We start from the raw sequence: 22336 nt of genomic DNA on the forward strand, positions 1-22336 counted from the left end.
CCGGCTAATGCCATTGGGGGCTCCGTGTGGATAAAGGCATGAAAATTCTCATCGTGGACGACTTTTCCACGATGAGGCGCATTATCAAGAATCTGCTTCGCGAACTGGGGTTTAATAACACCATGGAAGCGGACGATGGCAGTACCGCGCTGCCGATGTTGAAGAATGGCGGTTTCGATTTTCTGGTGACGGACTGGAACATGCCGAATATGGAGGGGATCGATCTGCTGCGAGCGGTTCGCGCCGATCCGGCCCTGAAGACGCTTCCGGTCCTGATGGTGACGGCCGAGGCCAAGCGGGATCAGATCGTCGAGGCGGCGCAGGCCGGCGTCAACGGCTACATTGTCAAGCCGTTTACCGCCGAGACGCTCAAGGAGAAGATCGACAAAATTTTCGAGCGCCTTGAAGCCTAGGGACGCTGATGAGGATCGCGAGCGTGGCGGATGACCGGCCGATTGCGTTGCATCGACCGCAAAATCTGGTACAGACCACCGTCGGTTCCAGCTCTCCCGCGCAAAGTTTCAAGATCCGAACTGTTGGTTATTGCGGCCAATCAAGCATCTATTGATGCCCGGCAAGGAATCATCGATGGACAATGACGAAGAAAGCAAGGCATTCGAATTGAGCCTGGCGAGGCAATTGGTCGAGCATCTGGAAGCGGGCCATGGAGACCAAGCCGCCGAGGTGGTCCGCCAGCTGAGGATTCCCTATGAACGGGAACTCTTCGAGGAACTCGGCAAGCTGACACGCGATTTGCACGAGGCGCTGAACAGCTTTCGTGGCGATTCCCGCTTGGTGGAGCTCACGCGCGACGAGATTCCGGATGCGAAGGAACGCCTCAATTATGTCGTCACCATGACGGAGCAGGCGACCCACCGGACGCTCAACGCGCTCGACGAGGGAATGCCGATCGCGGAATCGCTCCATGCGCGCTCGCTGGAACTCACGGACACCTGGAACCGGTTTCGCCAGCGCGAACTGTCGGTCGACGAATTCCGCGAATTTGCCCGTGCCCTGGATGTCTTTTTTGCCGCGAGCGGCGAAGAGACCGAGCGTTTGCGGTCGTTGATGTCCGAAGTCATGATGGCCCAGGATTTTCAGGATCTCACGGGGCAAATCATCCGCCGCGTCATCCGCCTGGTGCACGAGGTCGAAGAAAATCTGGTCGGACTGATTCGCTTGTCCAGCGCCCGCATGGAGCCTGGCAAGGCGGCGAAGCAGGCGGCGTCGGCGAAGGACGCGGAACCAGCCGGTCCGCAGAGTCACGGTCCCATCGTGCCCAATACTCGGGATACGGCTTCGAATGTCGTCAGTGGGCAGGACGACGTGGATGATTTGCTTTCCAGCCTGGGCTTCTAGCCCGCTGACATCAGGTGATTTTGCATGGCAATCGATCCGCAAGACGAGATTCTTCAGGATTTCCTGGTCGAGGCGGGGGAACTGCTCGAAGCGCTGAATGAGCAGCTGATCGATCTGGAGCAGAACCCCGAGGATCGAGATCTTCTGAACGCGGTCTTTCGCAGCTTCCACACGATCAAGGGTGGCGCGGGTTTTCTGAACCTCAACTCGATGGTGATCATTTGTCACCATGCCGAGGACGTCTTCAATCTTCTGCGCAACAATCAGCGCAAGATCGAGCCCTTCCTGATGGATACCGTCCTGCGTGTCCTCGATGTGCTCAATGTCATGTTCGGCGATCTGAAGTCAGGCAACGAACCGGAACCCGCGCCCGATCAGCTGATCGAGGCCCTGGCGAAACTGGCGGTTCCGGGCGAACAGTCGCGCGCGCCGGCGGAGACGCCCGAGTCCCTGCCGCCATCCCCGGCCAAACGGCCAGAGACGCCCGCGCGCGAAGCGATTCCAGTACCTGCCGCGCCGACGGCGACCTCCGAACGCACTCCCGCCAACGAGGAGGCTGAACGCGCGAATTCGAATGCCTCGGACGACATCACGGAAGCTGAGTTCGAGGCGCTGCTCAACATTATGTCTGGAACCGGCCAATCCGTCGCCGATACGCCTGCCGCGTCAGCGCCCACGCCCGAATCCTCATCCAGCGATCTGATTACAGCCGAGGAGTTCGATGCCCTGCTCGATCAGTTGCAGGGGCAGGGGGCGACGGAATCCAGCACGGCTCCAGCCGCTTCCCAGCCATCCGCGCCAGAGGTTCTGGCGCCGCGTCCGCCCGTTGAGGATCGGTCGGTCAGCGTCGTCGATGCCGCCGCGTTCGGCGAGAAAGAGGATGCCGGGGCATCTTCTTCAGCGAAGAGCCCGCGCGGGACCGCGGCCGGTGCCAGTGCCGAAACCTCGGTGCGGGTCGACACTCAGCGCCTGGACGAGATCATGAACCTGGTGGGCGAGCTGGTGCTGGTGCGCAACCGCATGAGCATGCTGCGCACCCGCACCATGGACGAAGAGTTGGGCAAGGCGATTGGCGCGCTGGCGCTGGTCACGGCCGACCTGCAAACGGCGGTGATGAAGACCCGGATGCAGCCGATCAAGAAGGTCTTCAGCCGTTTCCCGCGCGTCGTGCGCGACCTGGCGCGCAGCCTGGGGAAGGAAATCGATCTGGAGATTTTCGGCGAAGAGACCGACCTGGACAAAAATCTGGTCGAGGCGCTGGCCGATCCGCTGGTCCATCTGATCCGCAATGCCGTCGATCATGGGGTCGAAATGCCCGAGGTGCGCGAGGCGCATGGCAAGTCGCGCAAGGGAACCATCGTGCTGGGCGCCGCCCAGGAAGGCGATCATATTTCACTGATCATCCAGGATGACGGACGTGGTATGGACCCGGTGGTGTTGCGTCGCAAGGCCGTCGAGAAAGGGTTGTTGGAACCCACGATGGCCGAGCGCCTGAGCGATCGGGATTCGTTCAATCTGATTTTTCTGGCAGGACTCTCGACCAAGGACGAGATCTCCGACGTCTCCGGGCGCGGGGTCGGCATGGATGTCGTCAAGACACGCATCGCCCAACTTAACGGCACGGTCGAAATCGACTCGGAAATCGGACGCGGGACCAAGCTGCTGGTCAAGTTGCCCTTGACCCTGGCCATTCTGCCGGCGTTGATGGTGATTCTGGATGGACGCCGGTTCGCGATTCCGCTGGCGTCGGTCTCGGAGATTCTCGATCTCGATCTGACCCGTAGCCATTTTGTCGACGATCAGGAAGCCATCATGGTGCGCAGCCATGCCCTGCCGCTCTATTACATTGGGCGCTGGCTGCATCCCAACCGGCTGATCGAACCCAAGACCGAGGCGCATGTGGTTGTGGTGCATGTCGCGCAGCGCAAGGTCGGATTGGTCGTGGATGGACTGGTCGGTCAGGAGGAAGTAGTGATCAAACCGCTTGGCCGGGGGTTGCAGGGCGTCCCTGGGTTGGCGGGCGCGACCATCACGGGCGATGGCGGAATTGCCTTGATTATCGATGTCCCCGAGCTCCTGCGGCTCATGGGCCGTCCAGGGTATGGCGGACGCGGTTCGCGCGCCGTGCGTCAGATGGCGCAAGCGGGAGCCTGACCGATGGCGCTACGAGTCGTCGTGGTCGATGATTCCGGGTTTTTTCGGAGACGGATCGTCGAGATTCTCAACGCCGACATCGGGATCGAAGTGGTCGGAACCGCCGCCAACGGTCTGGAGGGGATCGAGGTCGTCAAGCGTCTGAATCCGGACGTGGTGACCATGGATATCGAGATGCCCGTGATGGATGGAATTACCGCGGTCCGTCGCATCATGGCGGAATCCCCAAGACCGGTTCTGATGTTCTCGACGCTGACGACCGAAGGCGCCAAGGCCACCCTGGATGCGCTGGACGCGGGCGCGATGGATTTTCTGCCCAAGCGATTCAGCGAAATCGCCAAGGACGAGGATGCCGCCAAGGTGATGCTGCGCCGTCGTGTCCGCGCCTTGGCCCGCACTCGGCATCAGGCGCTCAGCCGCCCCGTGACCCGGGAGCGGCTGTCGACGCAAGAGCCTGAGCCAATGGCTGCCGCGCGGCGGGCGCCGGTCAGCGCCATCCCGCTGCATGCATTGCGCGCCGTGCTCATCGGCACTTCGACCGGTGGCCCGGTCGCCCTTCAGGAAGTGTTGAAGGTACTGCCGAAAAGCTTTCCGTTGCCGATCATCCTGGTCCAGCACATGCCCGCGAGCTTCACCCCGGCCTTTGCGGAGCGTCTGAACAATCTCTGCCAGATCGAGGTTCGCGAGGCGGTCTCGGGCGATGTGCTGAAGCCCGGCTGCGCGCTTCTGGCGCCCGGCGGTCAGCAGATGGTGCTGGAAGGGGGGGCGCAGACCCGTGTCAGGATCCAGGATAATCCGCCGGGCACCATTTACAAGCCGAGCGTCGATATCACCTTCCACTCGGCGGTCGCGGCATTGAAATCCCAGGTGCTCGCCGTGGTGCTGACCGGCATGGGGGCCGATGGCCGCGAAGGGACACGGGCACTGCAAGGGCAGGGCGCCCATGTCTGGGCACAGGATGCGGCCAGTTCGGTCGTGTTCGGCATGCCGGCGGCGGTGATCGAGGCCGGTCTCGCGGACCATGTTCTGGCGCTGAAGGATGTGGGGCCGGCACTGGTAAAGGGTTTCTGCTGAATGGATATCCTGAGCATGGCCGGGATCCTGCTGGGTCTCGTCGCCATCCTGGGGGGCGCGGTCGCGAAAGGTAGCAGTCTGGGGGCGCTCTGGAATCTGGCCGCCTTTGTCATTGTGATCATCGGCACCCTGGGCGCCACGCTGGTGCAGACGCGTGCCCCGATCTTTTTGCATGCCTTCAAGATCGTGCCCTGGGTGTTCATGCCGCCCAGTCTCAACCCGCGATCCATGATCGTGCGTATCGTCGAATGGTCCCATCTGTCGCGCAAGGAAGGTCTGCTGGGCCTGGAGGATCAGTCGGAAGTGGAAACCGATCCCTTTGTTCGCAAGGGACTTCAACTGCTGGTTGACGGGACCGAGCCGCTGGCGTTGCGGCAAATTCTGGAAGCGGATCTGGACAACCGCGAAGCCTTCGATCTGCAGGGCGCCAAGGTGTTCGAGAGCATGGGAATCTATTCGCCGACGCTGGGGATCATTGGCGCCGTTATGGGACTGATGGCGGTCATGCAGAATCTGGCCGATCCCAGCAAGCTTGGACATGGCATCGCGGCGGCTTTCGTCGCGACCATCTACGGCGTTGGCCTGGCCAATTTGCTTTTTCTACCCATGTACAACAAACTCAAGGGAATCGTTCAGGCACGGACAAATTATCAGACGATGCTGCTTGAAGGCTTGATTGCGATTGCCGAGGGTGAAAATCCGCGTCATATCGAAAACAAGCTGAACGGCTTTATCCAGGGCTGACAACCGGTCATGGCGAGGCGAAAAAAGCAGGAAGAGCACGGGAACCATGAGGCATGGGCGATCCCTTATGGCGATCTGGTCACCCTCCTGATGGCCTTTTTTGTCGTGATGTACGCCGTGTCCGTGGTCGACGCCGGCAAATACCGTGTCTTGTCCAACTCGCTGGTCGAGGCCTTCGGCTCGCAGGTGCCGGTGGATCCTATCCAGATCGGGGAACCGAGTCTTGCACTGAATCTAATGAGCGACGATGTGCATCGTTCGCTTGTACCGATCGAGATTGAGAGCGGCGCTACGTCCCGGCAAGGCGAGATGACCATCCAGGATCTGTTATCGCCGTCGGATGTCGCCATCGAAAACACACTTGAGTTGCTCGAAGGCGAGGAACGCGCTCGCATTCTCAACGAAATCGGAGAACTGTCCGAGGAGATCGAGTCATCGCTCGGATCGCTGATCCAGGATGACGAGATCCAGGTGACGCGCAAACCCTACTGGCTTGAGATTGCGATCAACTCCAACCTCCTGTTTTCGAGCGGATCCGCGACGCTGGAACCAGTTGCGCGTCCCGTGCTTGAGAACGTGGCCGCGATCCTTGCCAAGCGGGACGCGCGGATCCATGTCGAGGGCCACACCGATAATTTACCGATCAGCAATTCGACCTATCCGTCCAATTGGGAGCTGTCGTCCGGTCGCGCCGCGACGGTCGTCAACCTCTTCGCTCAGAATGGGGTCGATCCGGAGCGGATGGTCGCGATCGGATATGCCGAATTTCAGCCACTGGCCAGCAACGCGGCGGATAAAGGGCGGGCGCGGAATCGTCGTGTCGCGGTGATCGTGCTGCCGGGCCCGCCGCCGCGTTCGGGTAAGGCCATCGAGCCCGAGCGGCTGCGCAGCGACTACGAAGCCGAGATCGGGCGAATTCAATAATGATGGGTTTTGCAATGAACCGCGCGAGGATGTAATGACTGCAGAAGACACGAGCGTGAATGCCAGGGGAACTTCTTCGTCGTATGTGACGTTCAGTCTGGAGGACGAGACTTACGCCATCGATGTATTACAGGTTCAGGAAGTCCTGAAACTCACCGAAATCGCACCGGTTCCCGGTGTGCCCGATTACATTCTCGGCATCATCAATCTGCGTGGCGATGTGGTCACCGTCATCGATGCCCGCCGGCGCATGCTGCTTCCCGAGCGCGTGCCCGACGATGCCTCCCGGATCGTGATCATCGATGTCGATAATCAGAATGTCGGCATCCTGGTCGATTCGGTTGCGGAGGTCGTGCGGATACCGCCGGATGCGGTCGATCCCGCGCCCGCGGTCGGTAACGATCAGACGAGCCGCTTTATCCTGGGCGTCAGCAGTACCGAGGAGGGACTAACGATCCTGATCGATCTCAATAAATTGTTGTCCGACGATGAATGGGCGGCGATTCGCGAACGTTAGCCGTCCCTCCGCGGCAGTTGCACTGGCGTCATCGTTGTGTTGTCCGCCCCGGCGATGCGGAACGCTCAGGAGATTTCCATGCGCGATTTGATCGAGCCGATTCAGCCAGTCCAGCCGCAAACCCCCTCGCGGCCATTGGGCGACGAGCAGGATCGGCGTTTTGCGCGGCAGAATACCGTGGCTCGCCCGCGAAAGGATCGGGGCGACCTGCGCGATCGACTGCGTCGTTCGGGCGAACGCCGTCAATTCGAGCGTCGCGCGGGCAAGCGTCGTGCGGACGAGCGCCGTCTGGACTCGCGTCTCTCGGACGAACGGCGCCTGCAAGAGCGGCGCTCGGACGAACGGCGGGCCGGAGAGCGACGCGCGGCGGAGCGGCGTTCGCTCAAGGGCCGAGTGGGTCGCGGCAATGGAAAAGGGGAAGCCGGGTCGCCATCCTCGCCGACTGGAAGACGCCGAGGCTTGATCGATGACTATGCCTGAACGAACGCGCGTTGAATGAACGAAACTCTGCTGTTTGGTGTGGCCCTGGCGCTGTTTGTCCTGACCCTCCTCGTCATGCTGCTGGCTGGCGTTGCCCTGAAATCCATCTCGACTCTGCGGCGTCAGATCCGGGAGATCCGGCAGGATCATCAACGTCAAAATACCTCCCTTCTCGCATTGCATGGGGCCATGAAGATGATCTCCGAGGACGTGATCAGTCACGGTCAGGCGCAGTCTTCGGTCAGGCGAACCCTCGAACATCTGGCCGATCGGCAGAACGAGATGCGTCTGCGCGATGTCGACGATGGACTCTACCCCCAGGCCATCCAGTTGATCCAAGCGGGCCGCGCCCGCGAAGAGGTCCGTAAACTCTGTGGCTTGACGGACTCCGAGGTGGATCTATTGTTCAGTCTGCATGGTCGGGGGCTCGGTGTCGGAGCGAGTTCGGTGGCTTCGACGCGACCCTGAGCGGTGCCTCAATCCTGTTGCGCCGGTTCGCGATCAAGAAGTGTCGGTTTTCGCGGGTCAATCCCTTCCAGCATGAAGATAAAGGCGAGGACTTCGGCAACCGCGACGTAGAGGTTTCTGGGGATCTCGTCGCCGATCGGAATTTGCGCCAGTGCTTCGACCAGCATCGGATCGGATTGCAAGGGAATCCCCTGTTCCCCGGCGATGCGCAGTATTTCCTCGGCGGTGAGTCCCTTGCCCGCGGCGGTGATTCGAGGTGCGTTGAGACGATCCCACTGGAGCGCAATGGCCTGTGGGACAGCATCTTGCCGCCGGTGTTTCGTCATGCCCGCTCGCTCACCATGGGCGGGCGCCGCGCGGGTTGCGCGCTGCCGCCGGGCCGATGGCTTGCGTGCAGGCTGGCGACCTCGATTTTTCGGTCCACCAATTGTTGGCGCAAGGTCTCCAGATGCTGTCGCAGAATGTTGGCGCCGGTCTCGTTCTCTGCCTGAAGACCCGCATTCAGCCGATCCGACCGGAGGCTCAGATTGATCGACAAGGGACCTAAGCGGGGTAAATTCAGCCTGATCCGCATGCTCCAACGGTCATCCTCGGATGGGTCACCGCGGTTCTCTCGTCGAATATCGGCTTCCAGGGCCATTAATCCCGACGGGGTCTTGAAGGGTAACTCCAGGATCCATTGCGGCTGATCGGTGCCCGCTTCCAGACTTCGCAACTGCTGAGTCACCACATGTTTAATCATGCCGTCGACCTCCTTGGCCAGGACGTCGGGCGCGGACGGGCGCGCGTGAGGCGTCTCGCCGTGAGGGCGATGCGAGGCTGAATGCGGCTCCGGCGCGACGGACCGGGCTTGAGGGGGATCGGGCTCTGGAAGCCGCTGCGGATGGTTCGCACGGTCTGGCTCCGTCGATGCTGGCGGTAGGGCGTGCGGCGAGGTTCTCGCTGGAGCGACGGTCTGCGCCTGTGGCGTCGGTCCCGCGGGCGACGGCGACGGCGACGGATCGGCGGTGCGGATCTGCTCGGCGAGGCGTAGCAATTGCGCCTTGAGATCGAGCGAGCGATCGCAGGCGCGGGCGGGGTTCGATGCTATCTGCGCCATCAGTGCTTCAAGCCAGATACCGGATTGCGCGATGGCGGAGGACAGGCGCTCCGGGTCGACCAGATCCTTCGTCGTGGTCAACCTGCCTACGAGTGTTTCGATCATGCGTTGGGTTGTGCCAATCGTGGTGGTTGGCTCGACCGTTCGCTGGGTTGCGCCAATCGTGGTGGTTGGCTCGACCGTTCGCTGGGTTGTGCCAATCGTGGTGGTTGGCTCGACCGTTCGCTGGGTTGTGCCAATCGTTGGAGACGCCTCCGCCGACGATGGGGCGGGGCAGCCATCGGGACCCTTCTGTCGGGTGATCCAACTCTGAAGCGTGGTCGTGAGCGACCGGGATTGAGGAAGGTTTTGGCGGAGCTGAACGCCCAGCCATTCGCGCAAACCAGCGGCAGGGGATGCAACCTTTGAAGCTGTGGCCTGTTCGGTTCGCGGTGTGATGCGCAGGGTCAGCGTTGGGCTGATGGAGAGAACCTCCGCCTTCGCGCGGAAGGCGTCGACGGACATCGAGCGCGTTTCGGTCAGCGATACCGCTTGGCGCGCTGACAGATCCGGCAAGGGTGCGGTCAACTGGACACGCATGGTCGCCGACCAAGTCGCGTTGCCTTCCAGTGGACGCAGGCGGGCCTCGATGAGCGTTGAGGAAAGTCTTTGCGCCAGTTGGAGTTCAAGCTGCATTCCAACCTTGAGCGCGAGCGGGGTGCTGGATGCTCTGGTCTCGGCAACGCCCGCGCCGCCGGTCGGGCCAGAACCGTTGATCAGTCGAGACAATGCCAGCGGGATAGACTCGCTCATGGACCTCTGCCGCTGTTGCGAAGCGAGGAAAATTGATCCAACAAAACGAGGCGGTTTTATGCCCTCAGTCTTCTCGCTTCGCGCTGATAGTAGAGTGATGCGCGCATCAGGGACTGCTCGGTTTGAGGGTCGAGATTGGCGATGGCAAAGCCAGCGGAGAGCGCGCCGGGCCTTGCTGATGGCCGCAGGTTGACCAGTACCGCTTCGCCGGACAGAGTTATTCTGCGATCGGGCAACTCCATTCCGCTGTACTCGAATCGTGATCCAAGTTGCTCTTGATCGATATCGGCTTCGTTTAATTCCAGGCAAAATCCCTTGACCGAGAGGTCGACGATTTGGGCGCTGAACTCGGTATTCGATTCCTTGCGCTGAAGTCTGACGTGGCGTCGTTGCGAGAGCGGCAGATGGACACGGAAGACGTCGCGTCGCCTCAGGTCACTGATTTCAGATGGATATCGGACGAGATAAAGGCGGGATTCAGCGTCGAGCAGAACCTCGTCGACGCTCGTCGAAAAGCGAATCGCATGGCCGCGCAGATTGGCATACACGCCGATTTTCTGGCCAGGGCAAAGTTTTGCGCGATCCTCGTCCGGAGTCAGTCGGTCCAGATAGAGTCGTTTTTGGATTGCGTCGAGACGCGCTAGCAGGGAATTGTACAGGGCCCCGTCAGGCTCCAGGCGCACTCCTAGCGGAACCAAGTGACGATGAATGTCGGCGAGCGTTGCTGAAATACGCGCGGGCGATGTCACCCGTTCTTCGTCGGCCAGAAGCGTATCTTCAACCTTGATGTCCTGACCCGCTCGCGTTTTCTTCAAGATACCCCATCCTGTCGTCTGTCTTATGCCTGGCTGAAGGTGCGGCTGCGTGGACTCGCCGATTCGGTGCGTCCGCGTGGAGTATAGGTCGCCGAGGTGCCATCGTCACCGCTCAGAATGCGCAGCGACGTGGCGATGCGTTTGCGGTTGCGCTCGATCAGGCGCGCATTGGAGCGATTCATGCGATCGCAGCGGGTACTGGATTCCCGCAGAATCGACCACAGACCGAGCAACTGACCGTCGTCGCTCACTCCGGCGAAGAACTTCATCATACCGGCCGGCGTGAAGGGATGCCGAGCGAGTGCAACCCATTGCTTTTGCCGGAGCGTCTCTTCTTCGAGTTGCGCGACCAAGTCCTTTTTGCTGGCGAGAATCCTTAGCAGCGAATCGGTATCCCGCGTCTCGATCGCGTGGGTTTCCTCCAGCATCGCCGTTTCCAGGTCACCCATCAGTTGAATCGACAGCTTCAGCGATTGGGCAAACTGGGCCGAGGGATTGGGGGGCGTAAGGCTGGGGCTTTTACGATCCATTTCATGCAATCTCTAAGTAATAGCGACGGTCGATCGGAAACGCCCGGCGCATCGATGTCACGCCAGCAGGCGTTCGAATCCGAGCATTCGATCCGCCAGCCGCTGATTGTCGATAGGATAGCGCCCCTCGGCAATGGCGAACTTGATTTCCGCGACCTTTGCTTCGTTGAAAGGAACATTGCCTGCGTTATCGCGCGCGGCGCTCATGGTTCGGGCGGTTTGCGTGAGTGTCACGGATTCGCCAATCGCGTCGGGCGTATTCGGGGTGGACGGCCTGTCGGCGGTTGCCGCCGCACGCGGTTTGACCCCCGAGGGCGTGCCTTCGGTGCGGAGGTTGCCGCCAGTCAGGTTTTTAATGTCCATGAGCTTGATCCAGGTCGGTTCGGGTTTGCCTTGTTTAACGGCTGGATGAAAGAGAACTGTAGAGGCATTCCCGCGGCGGATCAAATGTCCCGCACCGAAAATCACCTAAAAAGCGGTTCTGATCGCTCCCGAGGGTTCCACATAGCCTTCCACGATGCGCTTGGAGGAGCTGTTGCGCACCCGAATGCGCTGCCCAACCGTCCCGCCTTCCAGCGCCTCGCCTTTCATTCTGACCGTCAGTCCGGGTCTGGCCGAAAACAGGGTGACTTGTTGGCCACGCTCGATCAATGTCCGCTGGCTCACATGGGCGCCAATCAGCACCTGCTCCGGAACCAGCGCGCGTCGCGCCTCCAGGCCAATGACTGGGGCCAGTTCCTGGAAATACCCTTTCGCGAGTTGCGAGGTCTCCAGGCGCGTCAGTCGCACGTCGGCGGGTTGAATGACCTGTTGGCGGGAGAGCGGTCGCGCGACGGTCACCACCTCCGTATAGCGCTCCACGCGAAACGGCACAAAGATGGACCAGCCGACAGGTTCCGTGCAACGGACATTGACCGTGCCGTTTCCTCCCGCGCGGGCGCCAGGCGCAAGCTCGGCGGTTGGCGCGCGGGCGCAGCGCGCCAGGCGGAGCCGGCTATCCAACTGACCGATCTCGATGCTCGTCTCGACGCCGGCAGCCGTTTTCAGTGAATCGGCCAGAAACGAACGCGCCGTCTCCAGGATACGCTCCAGCGGTTCGATCGGCTCTTCTGCCGCGCGGATGGCGCCGGTCGTCAGTGTCGCCAAGAGAATGACGGTCAAAGAAAGCCGCTGGCGCAAGGCATGATTGATCTGCGGCGATCGGGCGTGAGACATGGCAAGTATCCTGCGTGATGTGTTTGAGAATCGACAAGCAGGAAATGCGCCTTGCCTTGAGGAAGCCTGGATTCATGACTGATACAATCCAGTCCACCCGCTAAGCGATCATGCTGTTAGACTTAAACCTCGTCTAGCATGAAATGCGCTGTTTTCGAGTTGGATCGGCCTTGCATGAGCCAACCGGCGCTGCGGCGGACGCGGTTTACGTGATGGTCAATTTCGATCTGGAGACGTTGGATGAGTCAGTTTATTGACGATATCGATCAGCGCACCCGCATGGTCGGGCAGAATCGTATGGAATTGCTGCTGTTTCATCTGGGCAGCAAGCAGATGTTCGGCATCAATGTCTTCAAGGTTCGAGAGGTGATCGCCAAACCCACGCTGCGACACCTTCCCGGCTCCAGCCCGACGGTTCGCGGCGTGGCGAACATTCGCGGCCGGACGGTCTCCGTGATCGATCTGGCGCTGGCGATCGGCTTTGCCGCGCAACCGATCGACGATGACTGCGACGCTAAGGTCATCGTCACCGAGTTCAACCGTTCGGTCCAGGGTTTCTGGGTGTCCGCAGTGGATCGTATCGTCAATGTGAATTGGGAAACGGTCAAGCCGCCGCCACACGGAACCGAGCGTGAAAGTTATCTGGTCGCGGTCACCGAGGTGGACGGCCGGCTGGTCGAAATCATCGACGTCGAGCGCGTGTTTGCGCAGATCAATCCGCTCAAGTCCGATGTCTCCGAGGCGGTGCAGAAACAGGCCGCCATCCTGCCCCATGATCGTCGGATCCTGATCGTCGACGATTCGCTGGTCGCGCGCAAGCAGATTGAACGCGCCATCCTGGAACTGGGCTTTCGCACCGAAACCCGATCCGATGGCCGAGCGGCGCTTGATTATCTGGAAGAGCTTGCCGCCGCGGACATGGTGGAGTCGTCGATCGAAATGGTCATCGCGGACATTGAGATGCCGCGCATGGACGGGTACACCCTGACTCGCAAGATTCGCGAACATGGCAAGCTGAAGGCTCTGCGGGTGATCCTGCACTCGTCCTTGAGCGGTCAGTTTAATCACGACATGGTTAAGCGGGCTGGCGCCGACGATTTTCTGGCGAAGTTCGACCCGGACGAGTTGGCGACGACGGTGCTCAAGTATGCGAAGCAATCCTGATGGACGCAGGCTGTCGCAATCAACCTCGATTTCCAGATCATTCCTAAGGTTTAGCCGTGATTGATGCGCAGGATTACGCCGAGTTTTCCCGATTTCTCTCTGACTGTTGTGGCCTGGTGCTCGGCGAGAACCGCCAATATCTCGTCTCCAGCCGCCTGTCGCGCCTGCTCGATGAATTTTCGTTCGCGAAAGTCGAGGATCTGCTGAAGGCACTGCGTCGTTCCGCCGATCCCACGCTGAAATCGCGCGTGATCGATGCGATGACGACGAACGAAACGTCCTGGTTTCGCGATAACTATCCCTTCGAAATTCTCCGCCAAGTTGTGTTGCCGGAGCTGGTGGCCAAGCAAAAGCCGATCAGGATCTGGTCGGCGGCCTGCTCAAGCGGCCAAGAGCCCTACAGTATTTCAATGGTCGTCGCGGAATGGGAGGGAGCGTATCCGCCCAAGACCGCGAGCGTCAGTATTTTGGCGACGGATCTTTCGGAAAGCGTGCTGGCCGATGCCCGCGCCGGCTTCTATGACGGACTGAGCATCGTCCGTGGACTCAGCCCCGAGCGCCGGCAGCGTTTTTTCGAGTCGGTCGAGAACGGCCATCGGATCAAGCCGGAGATTCAGCGCCGGGTGCGTTTTCAGAAGCTCAATCTGATGGAATCCTACGCGACGCTCGGCAAATTCGACATCGTCTTCTGTCGCAACGTCCTCATCTATTTTTCGGCCGAAACCAAGCGTCGGATTTTTGACGGAATCGCCCGTCAGATGGATTCCGGCGGCTATCTTTTCGTTGGCGCGTCCGAAGCGGTTGGCTCCTACACCGAAGCCTTCGAAATTCTGCGCACGCCGCAAGGCTCCATGCTGCGTCGGCGGTAATCATCGTAACCGCAAAGGCGCCAAGGACGCGAAGGAAGATATTTGATTGATATCCTTCGCGTTCTTCGCGCCTTTGCGGTTCAAACGCATTCTCTCGTCCACCCTCTCCCTGGCAACTGGCGCATAGCTTGCATCATCTCCCGCAAAGAGATTGACGGGTTTTTGCAACCCATGAGCCGCATCCATGAGCCTTTCACTCGATAAAGCCTTTGGCATTCTGCCTGCGTCGGTCAAGCTCCAGGATCGGCGCAGCGAATTGCTGGCCTCCAATCTGGCCAATGCCGATACCCCGAACTACAAATCACGCGATTACGATTTCAGGGGCGCCCTGGCGGCGATCGAAGGCCGGGGCAAGGGTTTGGCATTGGCCCAGACGCAATCCAATCACCTGCCGCTGCCCGGTCAGCCGGACGCCAATACCGTACCCGATATGCTCTATCGCATTCCCGCGCAGCCAGCGCTCGACGGCAATACCGTCGACCCGCAATTGGAGCGGGCGGCCTTTGCCGAAAATGCCCTGCACTATCAGAGCACCCTTGAATTCCTCAATCGACGCGTGTCGGGTATCCGCGCCGCCCTGCGAAAAGAGTAACGCCATGAGCAATCTGTTCAGCATTTTCAATACCTCGGCCTCGGCGCTCACGGCGCAATCGATCCGGCTCAATACCGTGGCCTCCAATCTGGCTAACGCCAGTACCGCCGCTAAGACGCCGGAAGAGACCTACAAGTCGAAACAGGTTCTGTTCCAGACGGTTCTGGACCGAGAGGATCCCGATCGGGCCGCCATGCCGGTGCGGGTTGCGGACATCGTCGATTCTCCGGCGCTCCCCATCCCGACCTATGAACCGAACCATCCACAGGCCAATGAGGATGGCTATGTCTTTCGGCCCGCGATCAGCGTGGTCGAGGAAATGGCCAACATGATGTCGGCCTCGCGCAGTTACGAGGCCAATGTGGAGGTCATGAATACCACGCGACAATTATTGGAACGCACGCTGCGGGTCGGCCAGAGTTAAACCGCGTGCAGCGTGAATCAACCGCGACGTGCGTCGGGCGATGCCGGACGACCGTCAATGCGCAAATAGCACGCGCCTATTGGATACAGTGTCGGAGAACAGACCATGGCAGAAATATCCTCGGATGTCTTGAACGGACTTGGGCTGACCAGCTATGGCGCTCAATCCACCAAAGAGAATCGTGACAAGCTCGGACAGTCGGATTTTCTCAAACTGATGACCACGCAACTGGCCACTCAGGATCCGATGAAGCCGATGGAAAACGGCGACTTTCTCGGGCAGATGGCGCAGTTCTCGACCGTCACCGGCATCGAGGCGCTGACCGAGAAATTCGGCGCTTTGTCGCTGTCGCTCAATCAGGGGCAGGCGTTACAGGCGGCCGCGCTGGTGGGTAAAAATGTTCTCGCGCCGGGGACCACGGCGCAACTGGATGCGGGGCAGGGCATGACCGGGGCGATCGGATTAACGGCGCCAGCGGATCAGTTAACGGTTGGTGTCTACGATTCCAACGGTCAACTGATGCAAACCCTGGATCTGGGCGCCAAGGGATCGGGCATGGCCGATTTCACCTGGGATGGGCTCATGTCCGATGGCCAACCGGCACCGGAAGGCGTCTATGAGTTTCGCGCCAACGCTTCAAGTGGAGGCGCTTCACAGGCGGTCGAGACCCTGCTTAGCGGCCAGGTTCAAAGCGTGACGGCTGACAATACGGGCGGCGGCCTGATCCTCAATGTACGGGGTCTGGGCGAGGTCACATTCGGCGATGTCGCCCGGATTGGCTGAGGCCGGAGATCCTCGCGTGGCGCTCCGGCGCCCATTGAGCATCAACCACCCAATACTCACGAAGGAGCACCCTCATGGCGTTTAACATCGGATTAAGCGGATTGAACGCGGCGGCGGCCGATCTCAAGGTGACCGGCAACAATATCGCGAATGTCGGTACCAATGGCTTCAAGCAGTCGCGCGCCGAATTCGGCGATATCTTCACCCGTTCTTATGGCACCATCAGTAAGACCAATATCGGCGCTGGAGTGCGACTGATTGCATCCGCTCAGCAGTTCACCCAGGGGACGCTCGAATTCACCGGCAACAGTCTCGATCTGTCTATCACCGGACGCGGGTTTTTTGTCCTGAACAGCGAAGGGAACGATGATAATACCTATACCCGCGCCGGTGCCTTTCAGGTGGATGACGAGGGATACATCGTCAACAACGGTTCGCCGCCGCTGCGTCTTCAAGGGTTTCCGCCGACCGATCCGACCGATCCGAAAAGCCCCTTTCGTACCGGACTGCGGTCCGACATGCAGATCAATCTGGGCGACTCGCCGCCGAATGCGACGGCCGACATTGCCGCGCAGATCAATCTGCGTTCGGATGCGACGACACCGGTCGATGGGACGGTGCCAGCTACGGACCCCCCCACACTCATCAATCCAACGACCATCGGGCCGGGTGGATTCGAAATCGATAATCCTGACACCTACAATTTTTCGACCTCGACCACGGTTTACGATTCGCTTGGTACGCCACGTCCAGTCACCATGTATTTCATTAAGGACGACGCCACGGGTCCCGGTGCATGGCAAGTCCATGTGCAGATGGATGGCGCGATCGATCCCACCATCTTTCCCGCTGGATCGCCGATCGCCCTTGAATTCGATACGAACGGTGTCCTGGACACTACGGCTACCCCTGCGATCAACAATCTTGATTTCTCGACCGTCATGGCAAACTATAATCCGGTGAATGGCGCAACGCTGGGTGTGGACGATCCGACCCAACCGATCCCCAGCACACCCGGCGATGGCATAATCCACCTCGATCTCACCGGCACGACCCAGTATGGGCAGTCCTTTGCGGTGACCAGCCTTGAACAGGACGGCTACACCACAGGCCGCATCACGGGCGTCGATGCCGACGAGGCGGGTGTGCTCTTCGTCCGCTATTCCAACGGTCGGGCATTGCCGCTCGGTCAGGTGGCACTGGCCGATTTCGACAATCCGCAGGGACTGCAACAGATCGGCAATAATTCCTGGGCCGAAACCACGTCCTCCGGCGGTCCGGTGATCTTCTCGCCCGGCACCGGTAGCCTGGGCACCATCCAGGGCGGCGCGCTGGAGACCTCGAACGTGGATCTGGCGACCGAACTGGTCAACCTGATCACCGCCCAGCGCAACTATCAGGCGAATTCGCAGACCATCAGCGCGGCCAACACCATCACCCAGACGATTCTGAACATCCAGTAACGTCAATGCGCGCCGGACGCCGCGGGCGCGTCCGGTGCGCCAGAACCGCCCGCGCCGGCCTGACCGCCAGGAGTCAATCGTGGATCGCTTTCTCTATCTCGCGATGTCCGGCGCCAAGGAAAATCTCTATGCGCAGGCCATCAACAATCACAACCTGGCGAACGCCAACACCCACGGCTTTCGTCAGGCGCTGGGAGATGCCTACACCGCGCCGGTGCGCGGTCCGGTCTACGATTCGCGCGATTACGTCCAGACTCGGGACGAGGCTATCGACTTCACCCACGGCGCGTTGCAAAGCACGGGGCGCGATCTGGATATCGCTATCGAGGGCGAGGGCTTTATCGCCGTCCAGGCGCCCGATGGTGGCGAGGCCTATACCCGCGCCGGCAATCTGCACATCGATGCGCTGGGCGTGCTGCGCAACGAGCGCGGTCTGCCGGTACTCGGGGATGGCGGCCCGATCGCTATCCCGCCCAACGAGACGCTGCTGATCGGCACCGATGGAACCATCACCGTGCGGCCAGTGGGATCGGCGCCGAACGCGCTGGCGGCGGTCGAACGTATCCGTCTGGTGAATCCGGATGTCAAAAGCCTAAAACGCACCGAGGATGGCCTGATTCGTGCTGGAGATGGTCAAGCCCCGCCTGCGGACGCCAACGTGCGGGTGGTGACCGGGATGCTGGAGACCAGCAACGTGAACACAGTGGCGGCGCTGACCAAGATGATCGAACTCTCCCGCCATTTCGAGATGCAGGTGAAGATGATGGAAAGCGCCAACAATGTGGAACAGAACCACAATCGCCTGCTGGCGATCGGTTAAACCGCGTTCAGCATGACATGCCTGGTGGCGAGTGAGCTTCGTCTAGCGGACACTTGCGGCGCTCGGCGGGACGCGGTTTAAAGCTTAAAAATTCAATATTTAAACTGCGTCAGCTCCGGCTTTTGCAGGTTCCGACGAGACCGAATCGAGCGACGAATCATCGTTGCCGTGCCGGACGCAGTTTAACGGAGACAGACCATGAACCAATCGCTCTGGGTCGCCAAGACCGGGCTCGACGCGCAACAGACCCGCATGACCGTGGTCGCCAACAATCTGGCCAACGTCAACACCAATGGCTTCAAGAAGGGGCGGGCGGTGTTCGAGGATCTGATCTATCAGACCATCCGTCAGCCGGGCGCTCAGGCCACCCAGGAGGCGCAACTGCCCTCCGGACTCACGCTCGGGATGGGCGTGCGCACGGTCGCGACCGAAAAGCTGTTCGGGCAGGGCGGGTTCGTGCAGACCGAAAACTCGCTGGACATGGCCATCGAGGGCCGGGGTTTCTTCCAGATCCTCATGCCCAATGGCGACATGGGCTACACCCGCGACGGTACCTTCCAGCTCAATGCCGACGGCGAGGTGGTCATGTCCAATGGCTATGCCTTGCAGCCGGGCATCGTGGTGCCCGAAAACGCCCTCTCGGTCTCCATCGGCAAGGACGGCACCGTGTCGGCGCAACTGCCCGGCGAAGCCGCGCCACAGGAATTGGGCAACATTCAGCTCGCCGACTTCGTCAATCCCGCCGGGCTTCAGGCGATGGGCGAGAACCTCTATCTGGAGAGCGGCGCATCCGGCGCGGCGCAGATCTCCGCCCCTGGAGAGAATGGCGTCGGCACCGTGATGCAGGGCGCCCTGGAGACCAGCAACGTCAACATGGCGGAAGAATTGGTCAACATGATCGAAACCCAGCGCGCCTATGAAGTCAACTCCAAAGCCGTGTCGGCGGCGGACCAGATGTTGCAGTTTGTCAACAACAACCTCGCACGCTAAGCGCCAGACGCGAACGCCATGAAGATCATCCTTGCTTTTCGTCGTCTGGTTCTGCTGCTGGCGGCGGTGGGACTCACGGCTTGCAGTACGCTCAATCCGCCGAAACCGGGCGATTCGCCGGAGTATCGTCCCACGCCGCCGATCCTGCCGCTCGCCCCGACCGACAATCACGGCGCGATCTTTCAAGCCACGCAGGGCCAGGGGCTGTTTGAGGACTACAAGGCGCGTCGGGTCGGCGATCTGGTCATGGTCGAGTTGGCGGAGCAGACCAACGCCAAAAAGTCGGCGGGAACCACGACCGCCAAGAATTCCGAGCTATCAATGGATGCGGGCAGTCTGAGCGTTGCCGGGCGTGACATCCTTCCCGGCGGGCTGTCGCTTTTTAAAGCATCCGGTACCGGCGACCGCACCTTTGACGGGTCCGGCGACTCCAGCCAGAGCAACCAGCTTAGCGGCGAGATTACCGTCACCGTCGCCGAGGTGCTGCCGAACGGGAATCTGGTGGTGCAGGGCGAGAAGTGGCTGGGCATCAATCAGGGCAATGAATTCGTGCGTCTGCGCGGCATCATCCGTCCGGTGGACATCAGTGCGGCCAATACCGTGAAATCGACTCAGGTCGCCAACGCCCAGCTCTATTACGGGGGCACGGGGGCGATCCCTGACAGCAACGCGCAAGGTTGGCTCTCGCGCTTTTTCAACAGCCCGATCTGGCCCATCTGAGCCGGGTTCGGGATGACACCGAATCACCGAGGTTTGTCATGAACAGGATCAGATTCGTCACAATTATCGCGCTGCTGGCAGGGATTTGTCTGGGATCGATCGATCTCCTGGCCGGGAACGAATCGGCCTATGACGGTACCGACGACGGCAATTCCATGGGAAGCGAGCGCATCAAGGATCTGGCCAATATCGCCGGCGTGCGCGATAACCAATTGGTCGGCTATGGCCTGGTGGTCGGTCTCAATGGCACCGGCGACCAAACCACCCAGGCGCCTTTTACCGTCCAGAGTCTCAAGAACATGCTGGGTCAGCTTGGCGTGACCATTCCGCCCAATGTCAATCCACAGCTCAAGAACGTGGCAGCGGTCATGATCACCGCCGATCTCGCGCCCTTCGCCAAGCCTGGGCAGCGCTTGGATATCACTGTCTCCTCGCTCGGGAACGCCAAGAGTCTGCGCGGCGGGACGCTTCTGATGACGCCGATGAAAGGCGCCGATGGTCAGGTCTACGCCATGGCTCAGGGCAATCTGACCGTGGGCGGTTTCGGTGCGGGAGGCGACGATGGCAGCAGCATTACCGTGAATGTGCCGAGTGTCGGTCGCATTCCCAACGGCGCCACGGTGGAGCGCGAGGTGCCCAGTAGCTTCGGTCAGGGCGATTCGCTGGTCCTCAATCTCAAGCGTGCGGATTTCACCACCGCCAACCGGATGTCGGAGGTCATTAACGAACGGTTCGGCGGGGATGTCGCGCAACCGCTCGACGGTTCCTCGGTGCAGGTTCGCGCGCCGACCGATCGGGGGCAGCGCGTCGCCTTCGTCTCGATGCTTGAAAACCTGTCGGTGGCGACCGGCGATCCTCCGGCGCGCGTCGTTATCAATGCGCGAACCGGCACGGTGGTCATTGGTGCCGGCGTCAAGGTGACACCGGCCGCGGTCTCCCATGGCAATCTCACGGTCACCATCAGCGAACAACCGTTGGTCTCGCAGCCACAACCCTTCGCCGGTGGTCAGACTGCTGTCGTGCCAAGCAGCAATATCGAAGTGAAACAGGATGAAAGCCGCATGTTCCTGTTTGCCCCAGGGACTTCGTTGGGCGAGATCGTCCAGGCCGTGAACGATGTCGGTGCCGCGCCTGGCGACCTGGTCGCCATCCTGGAAGCTCTGCGCGAGGCCGGCGCCCTGCGCGCCGATCTGGTCGTCATCTGATCCGTCATGCTGCCCGCCAACACCTCGACCGCGCTTGGAACCAGCGTCAGTACGGGCGGCGGGACCACTCTGTCGGCTCCGACCGGTTTAGTCAGCGATCCGGCCAGTTTTGGCGCGCTGGCCAAATCCGCCCGCACGGGCGACCGCTCCGGACTGGAGGCTGCCTCGCGGGCCTTCGAGGCGTTGCTGACCGGTCAGATGCTCAAGCAGATGCGATCGGCATCCACGGGCGGCGGGCTGTTCGATTCCGAGCAGACCAAACTCTACCAGGATCTCCACGACCAGCAAGTGACGAGCCTGCTGAGCGAAGGCGAGGGATTGGGTATTCGCAAGGCGCTGATGCGGCAACTGGCGCCCGAGTTGACCAACGACTCCGCCGATTCCGTCGCGCGTGACCCCGCGGAGCTGCGCATCCCCGAACGCAATCGCTGGCTGAGACGCCAACGGTGCCGGGAAATTGACGCTGAGTCCGCAGACACCGCCGGGAATGCGGCGGGGACGGTGTCGTCCACCGCCAACACCGGTCAAACGGCCAGAGCCGCCACCGCCCCTCAGGGCAAGTGGCCGCCGAGCAGTCCCGAGGAATTCCTCGCCTATCTGAAGCCCTACGCCGATCAAGCGGCGGAGACGCTCGGGATGGATACCGATGTCCTGTTGGCGCAAAGCGCGCTGGAAACCGGTTGGGGCAGGCATGTCCCGCGCCGCGCGGACGGCGGTTCGAGTTTCAACCTGTTCGGCATCAAGGCCGACCGGAGCTGGGAGGGCGATAAGGTCGCGGTCGGCACGCTGGAATATCGTAACGGTGTGGCCCAGCGCGAGCAGGCGAAGTTTCGCGCCTATGCCAGCCCGGCGGATTCGTTCGTCGATTATGTTGCCTTTCTGCGTCGTAACCCACGCTATCGGAGCGCCCTGGCCAGCACCAACGGCGAGGATTTCATCCGCGGTCTGCAAAAGGCCGGCTATGCGACCGACCCGCGTTACGCCGCCAAGATTCTGGGGATCCGTGACCGACTCGAACGCCTGAGCGCCAATCTCGACACTCAAGTCTTTGCCGGCCAAGCCGATAACACCACGAAGAGTTGAGCGATGAGCGCGCGAAGGCGAGAGGCGTCCGGATTGGCGGCAGGGCTTCGTG

26 protein-coding genes are annotated in these 22336 nt (G+C 60.9%); 20 read left to right on the plus strand and 6 right to left on the minus strand.

What is annotated here, in order from left to right; all coding sequences use genetic code 11:
• Positions 1-38: 38 nt before the first annotated feature.
• The 9 genes from cheY to QZY07_RS01375 all read left to right on the plus strand — a co-directional run bounded on the left by cheY (position 39) and on the right by QZY07_RS01375 (position 7720).
• Positions 39-413 carry a chemotaxis response regulator CheY gene (cheY, locus tag QZY07_RS01335; RefSeq protein WP_014776949.1) on the plus strand — a complete coding sequence of 125 codons (375 nt, stop codon included), beginning with the start codon at positions 39-41 and terminating at the stop codon, positions 411-413.
• A gap of 175 nt (positions 414-588) precedes the next feature.
• Entirely contained in the window at positions 589-1359 is a 771-nt protein-coding gene (locus QZY07_RS01340; protein ID WP_295399217.1) for a protein phosphatase CheZ, read from the plus strand.
• 24 nt (positions 1360-1383) lie between these two features.
• The gene (locus QZY07_RS01345) at positions 1384-3513 is read left to right on the plus strand and encodes a chemotaxis protein CheA (RefSeq protein ID WP_295399219.1); all 2130 of its coding nucleotides are present in this window, start codon (positions 1384-1386) and stop codon (positions 3511-3513) included.
• Positions 3514-3516: 3 nt separating this feature from the next.
• Positions 3517-4587, plus strand: coding sequence for a chemotaxis response regulator protein-glutamate methylesterase (locus QZY07_RS01350; RefSeq protein ID WP_295399221.1), 1071 nt, complete (start codon positions 3517-3519; stop codon positions 4585-4587).
• Positions 4588-5331 carry a flagellar motor protein gene (locus tag QZY07_RS01355; protein WP_295399223.1) on the plus strand — a complete coding sequence of 248 codons (744 nt, stop codon included), beginning with the start codon at positions 4588-4590 and terminating at the stop codon, positions 5329-5331.
• Positions 5332-5340: 9 nt separating this feature from the next.
• A complete protein-coding gene (motD, locus tag QZY07_RS01360) occupies positions 5341-6255 on the plus strand; it encodes a flagellar motor protein MotD (RefSeq protein ID WP_295399225.1) in 915 nt (304 codons plus the stop codon).
• A 34-nt stretch (positions 6256-6289) separates the two neighbouring features.
• Positions 6290-6772 (plus strand): chemotaxis protein CheW, encoded by a 483-nt coding sequence (locus QZY07_RS01365; protein WP_295399227.1) that lies wholly within the window; start codon positions 6290-6292, stop codon positions 6770-6772.
• A 78-nt stretch (positions 6773-6850) separates the two neighbouring features.
• Positions 6851-7252, plus strand: a complete 402-nt coding sequence (locus QZY07_RS01370) for a hypothetical protein (protein ID WP_295399229.1) — start codon at positions 6851-6853, stop codon at positions 7250-7252.
• A gap of 15 nt (positions 7253-7267) precedes the next feature.
• Positions 7268-7720, plus strand: a complete 453-nt coding sequence (locus tag QZY07_RS01375) for a DUF2802 domain-containing protein (protein WP_295399231.1) — start codon at positions 7268-7270, stop codon at positions 7718-7720.
• 8 nt (positions 7721-7728) lie between these two features.
• Here the strand turns inward: QZY07_RS01375 and QZY07_RS01380 are convergent, their stop codons facing one another.
• From QZY07_RS01380 to flgA, 6 genes are all read right to left on the minus strand, one after another.
• The gene (locus QZY07_RS01380) at positions 7729-8046 is read right to left on the minus strand and encodes an EscU/YscU/HrcU family type III secretion system export apparatus switch protein (protein WP_295399233.1); all 318 of its coding nucleotides are present in this window, start codon (positions 8044-8046) and stop codon (positions 7729-7731) included.
• Positions 8043-9611 (minus strand): flagellar hook-length control protein FliK, encoded by a 1569-nt coding sequence (locus QZY07_RS01385; RefSeq protein WP_295399235.1) that lies wholly within the window; start codon positions 9609-9611, stop codon positions 8043-8045. Before QZY07_RS01385 ends, QZY07_RS01380 begins: the two co-directional genes overlap by 4 nt.
• A 56-nt stretch (positions 9612-9667) precedes the next feature.
• Entirely contained in the window at positions 9668-10360 is a 693-nt protein-coding gene (locus QZY07_RS01390; RefSeq protein ID WP_295399237.1) for a flagellar brake protein, read from the minus strand.
• 89 nt (positions 10361-10449) lie between these two features.
• The gene (locus QZY07_RS01395; protein ID WP_295399239.1) at positions 10450-10956 is read right to left on the minus strand and encodes a flagellar protein FlgN; all 507 of its coding nucleotides are present in this window, start codon (positions 10954-10956) and stop codon (positions 10450-10452) included.
• A gap of 57 nt (positions 10957-11013) precedes the next feature.
• On the minus strand, positions 11014-11319 hold the full coding sequence (flgM, locus tag QZY07_RS01400; RefSeq protein WP_295399241.1) for a flagellar biosynthesis anti-sigma factor FlgM: 306 nt from the start codon (positions 11317-11319) through the stop codon (positions 11014-11016).
• Positions 11320-11424: 105 nt separating this feature from the next.
• Positions 11425-12171, minus strand: coding sequence for a flagellar basal body P-ring formation chaperone FlgA (flgA, locus tag QZY07_RS01405; RefSeq protein WP_295399243.1), 747 nt, complete (start codon positions 12169-12171; stop codon positions 11425-11427).
• A gap of 240 nt (positions 12172-12411) precedes the next feature.
• On the opposite strand from flgA, the gene QZY07_RS01410 reads away from it, so the two are divergent.
• From QZY07_RS01410 to flgJ, 11 genes are all read left to right on the plus strand, one after another.
• Entirely contained in the window at positions 12412-13335 is a 924-nt protein-coding gene (locus QZY07_RS01410) for a chemotaxis protein (protein WP_295399244.1), read from the plus strand.
• 56 nt (positions 13336-13391) lie between these two features.
• Positions 13392-14204: a protein-glutamate O-methyltransferase CheR gene (locus QZY07_RS01415; protein WP_295399247.1), complete on the plus strand. Its 813-nt coding sequence runs from the start codon at positions 13392-13394 to the stop codon at positions 14202-14204.
• 184 nt (positions 14205-14388) lie between these two features.
• Positions 14389-14796, plus strand: coding sequence for a flagellar basal body rod protein FlgB (flgB, locus tag QZY07_RS01420; protein WP_295399249.1), 408 nt, complete (start codon positions 14389-14391; stop codon positions 14794-14796).
• A gap of 4 nt (positions 14797-14800) precedes the next feature.
• On the plus strand, positions 14801-15220 hold the full coding sequence (flgC, locus tag QZY07_RS01425) for a flagellar basal body rod protein FlgC (RefSeq protein ID WP_295399251.1): 420 nt from the start codon (positions 14801-14803) through the stop codon (positions 15218-15220).
• A gap of 105 nt (positions 15221-15325) precedes the next feature.
• Complete coding sequence (locus QZY07_RS01430; RefSeq protein ID WP_295399253.1) at positions 15326-16003, plus strand: flagellar hook assembly protein FlgD; 678 nt, start codon at positions 15326-15328, stop codon at positions 16001-16003.
• Positions 16004-16077: 74 nt separating this feature from the next.
• Positions 16078-17466 (plus strand): flagellar hook protein FlgE, encoded by a 1389-nt coding sequence (flgE, locus tag QZY07_RS01435; protein WP_295399255.1) that lies wholly within the window; start codon positions 16078-16080, stop codon positions 17464-17466.
• A 79-nt stretch (positions 17467-17545) separates the two neighbouring features.
• A complete protein-coding gene (locus tag QZY07_RS01440) occupies positions 17546-18286 on the plus strand; it encodes a flagellar basal body rod protein FlgF (protein WP_295399257.1) in 741 nt (246 codons plus the stop codon).
• 198 nt (positions 18287-18484) lie between these two features.
• On the plus strand, positions 18485-19276 hold the full coding sequence (flgG, locus tag QZY07_RS01445) for a flagellar basal-body rod protein FlgG (RefSeq protein ID WP_295399259.1): 792 nt from the start codon (positions 18485-18487) through the stop codon (positions 19274-19276).
• 18 nt (positions 19277-19294) lie between these two features.
• The gene (gene flgH, locus QZY07_RS01450) at positions 19295-19996 is read left to right on the plus strand and encodes a flagellar basal body L-ring protein FlgH (protein WP_295399261.1); all 702 of its coding nucleotides are present in this window, start codon (positions 19295-19297) and stop codon (positions 19994-19996) included.
• Positions 19997-20034: 38 nt separating this feature from the next.
• Positions 20035-21201: a flagellar basal body P-ring protein FlgI gene (locus QZY07_RS01455; RefSeq protein ID WP_295399263.1), complete on the plus strand. Its 1167-nt coding sequence runs from the start codon at positions 20035-20037 to the stop codon at positions 21199-21201.
• A 6-nt stretch (positions 21202-21207) separates the two neighbouring features.
• The gene (flgJ, locus tag QZY07_RS01460) at positions 21208-22284 is read left to right on the plus strand and encodes a flagellar assembly peptidoglycan hydrolase FlgJ (protein WP_295399265.1); all 1077 of its coding nucleotides are present in this window, start codon (positions 21208-21210) and stop codon (positions 22282-22284) included.
• Positions 22285-22336 lie beyond the last annotated feature (52 nt).

The organism is uncultured Thiocystis sp. (genome assembly GCF_903866365.1).
Lineage (GTDB): Bacteria > Pseudomonadota > Gammaproteobacteria > Chromatiales > Chromatiaceae > Chromatium.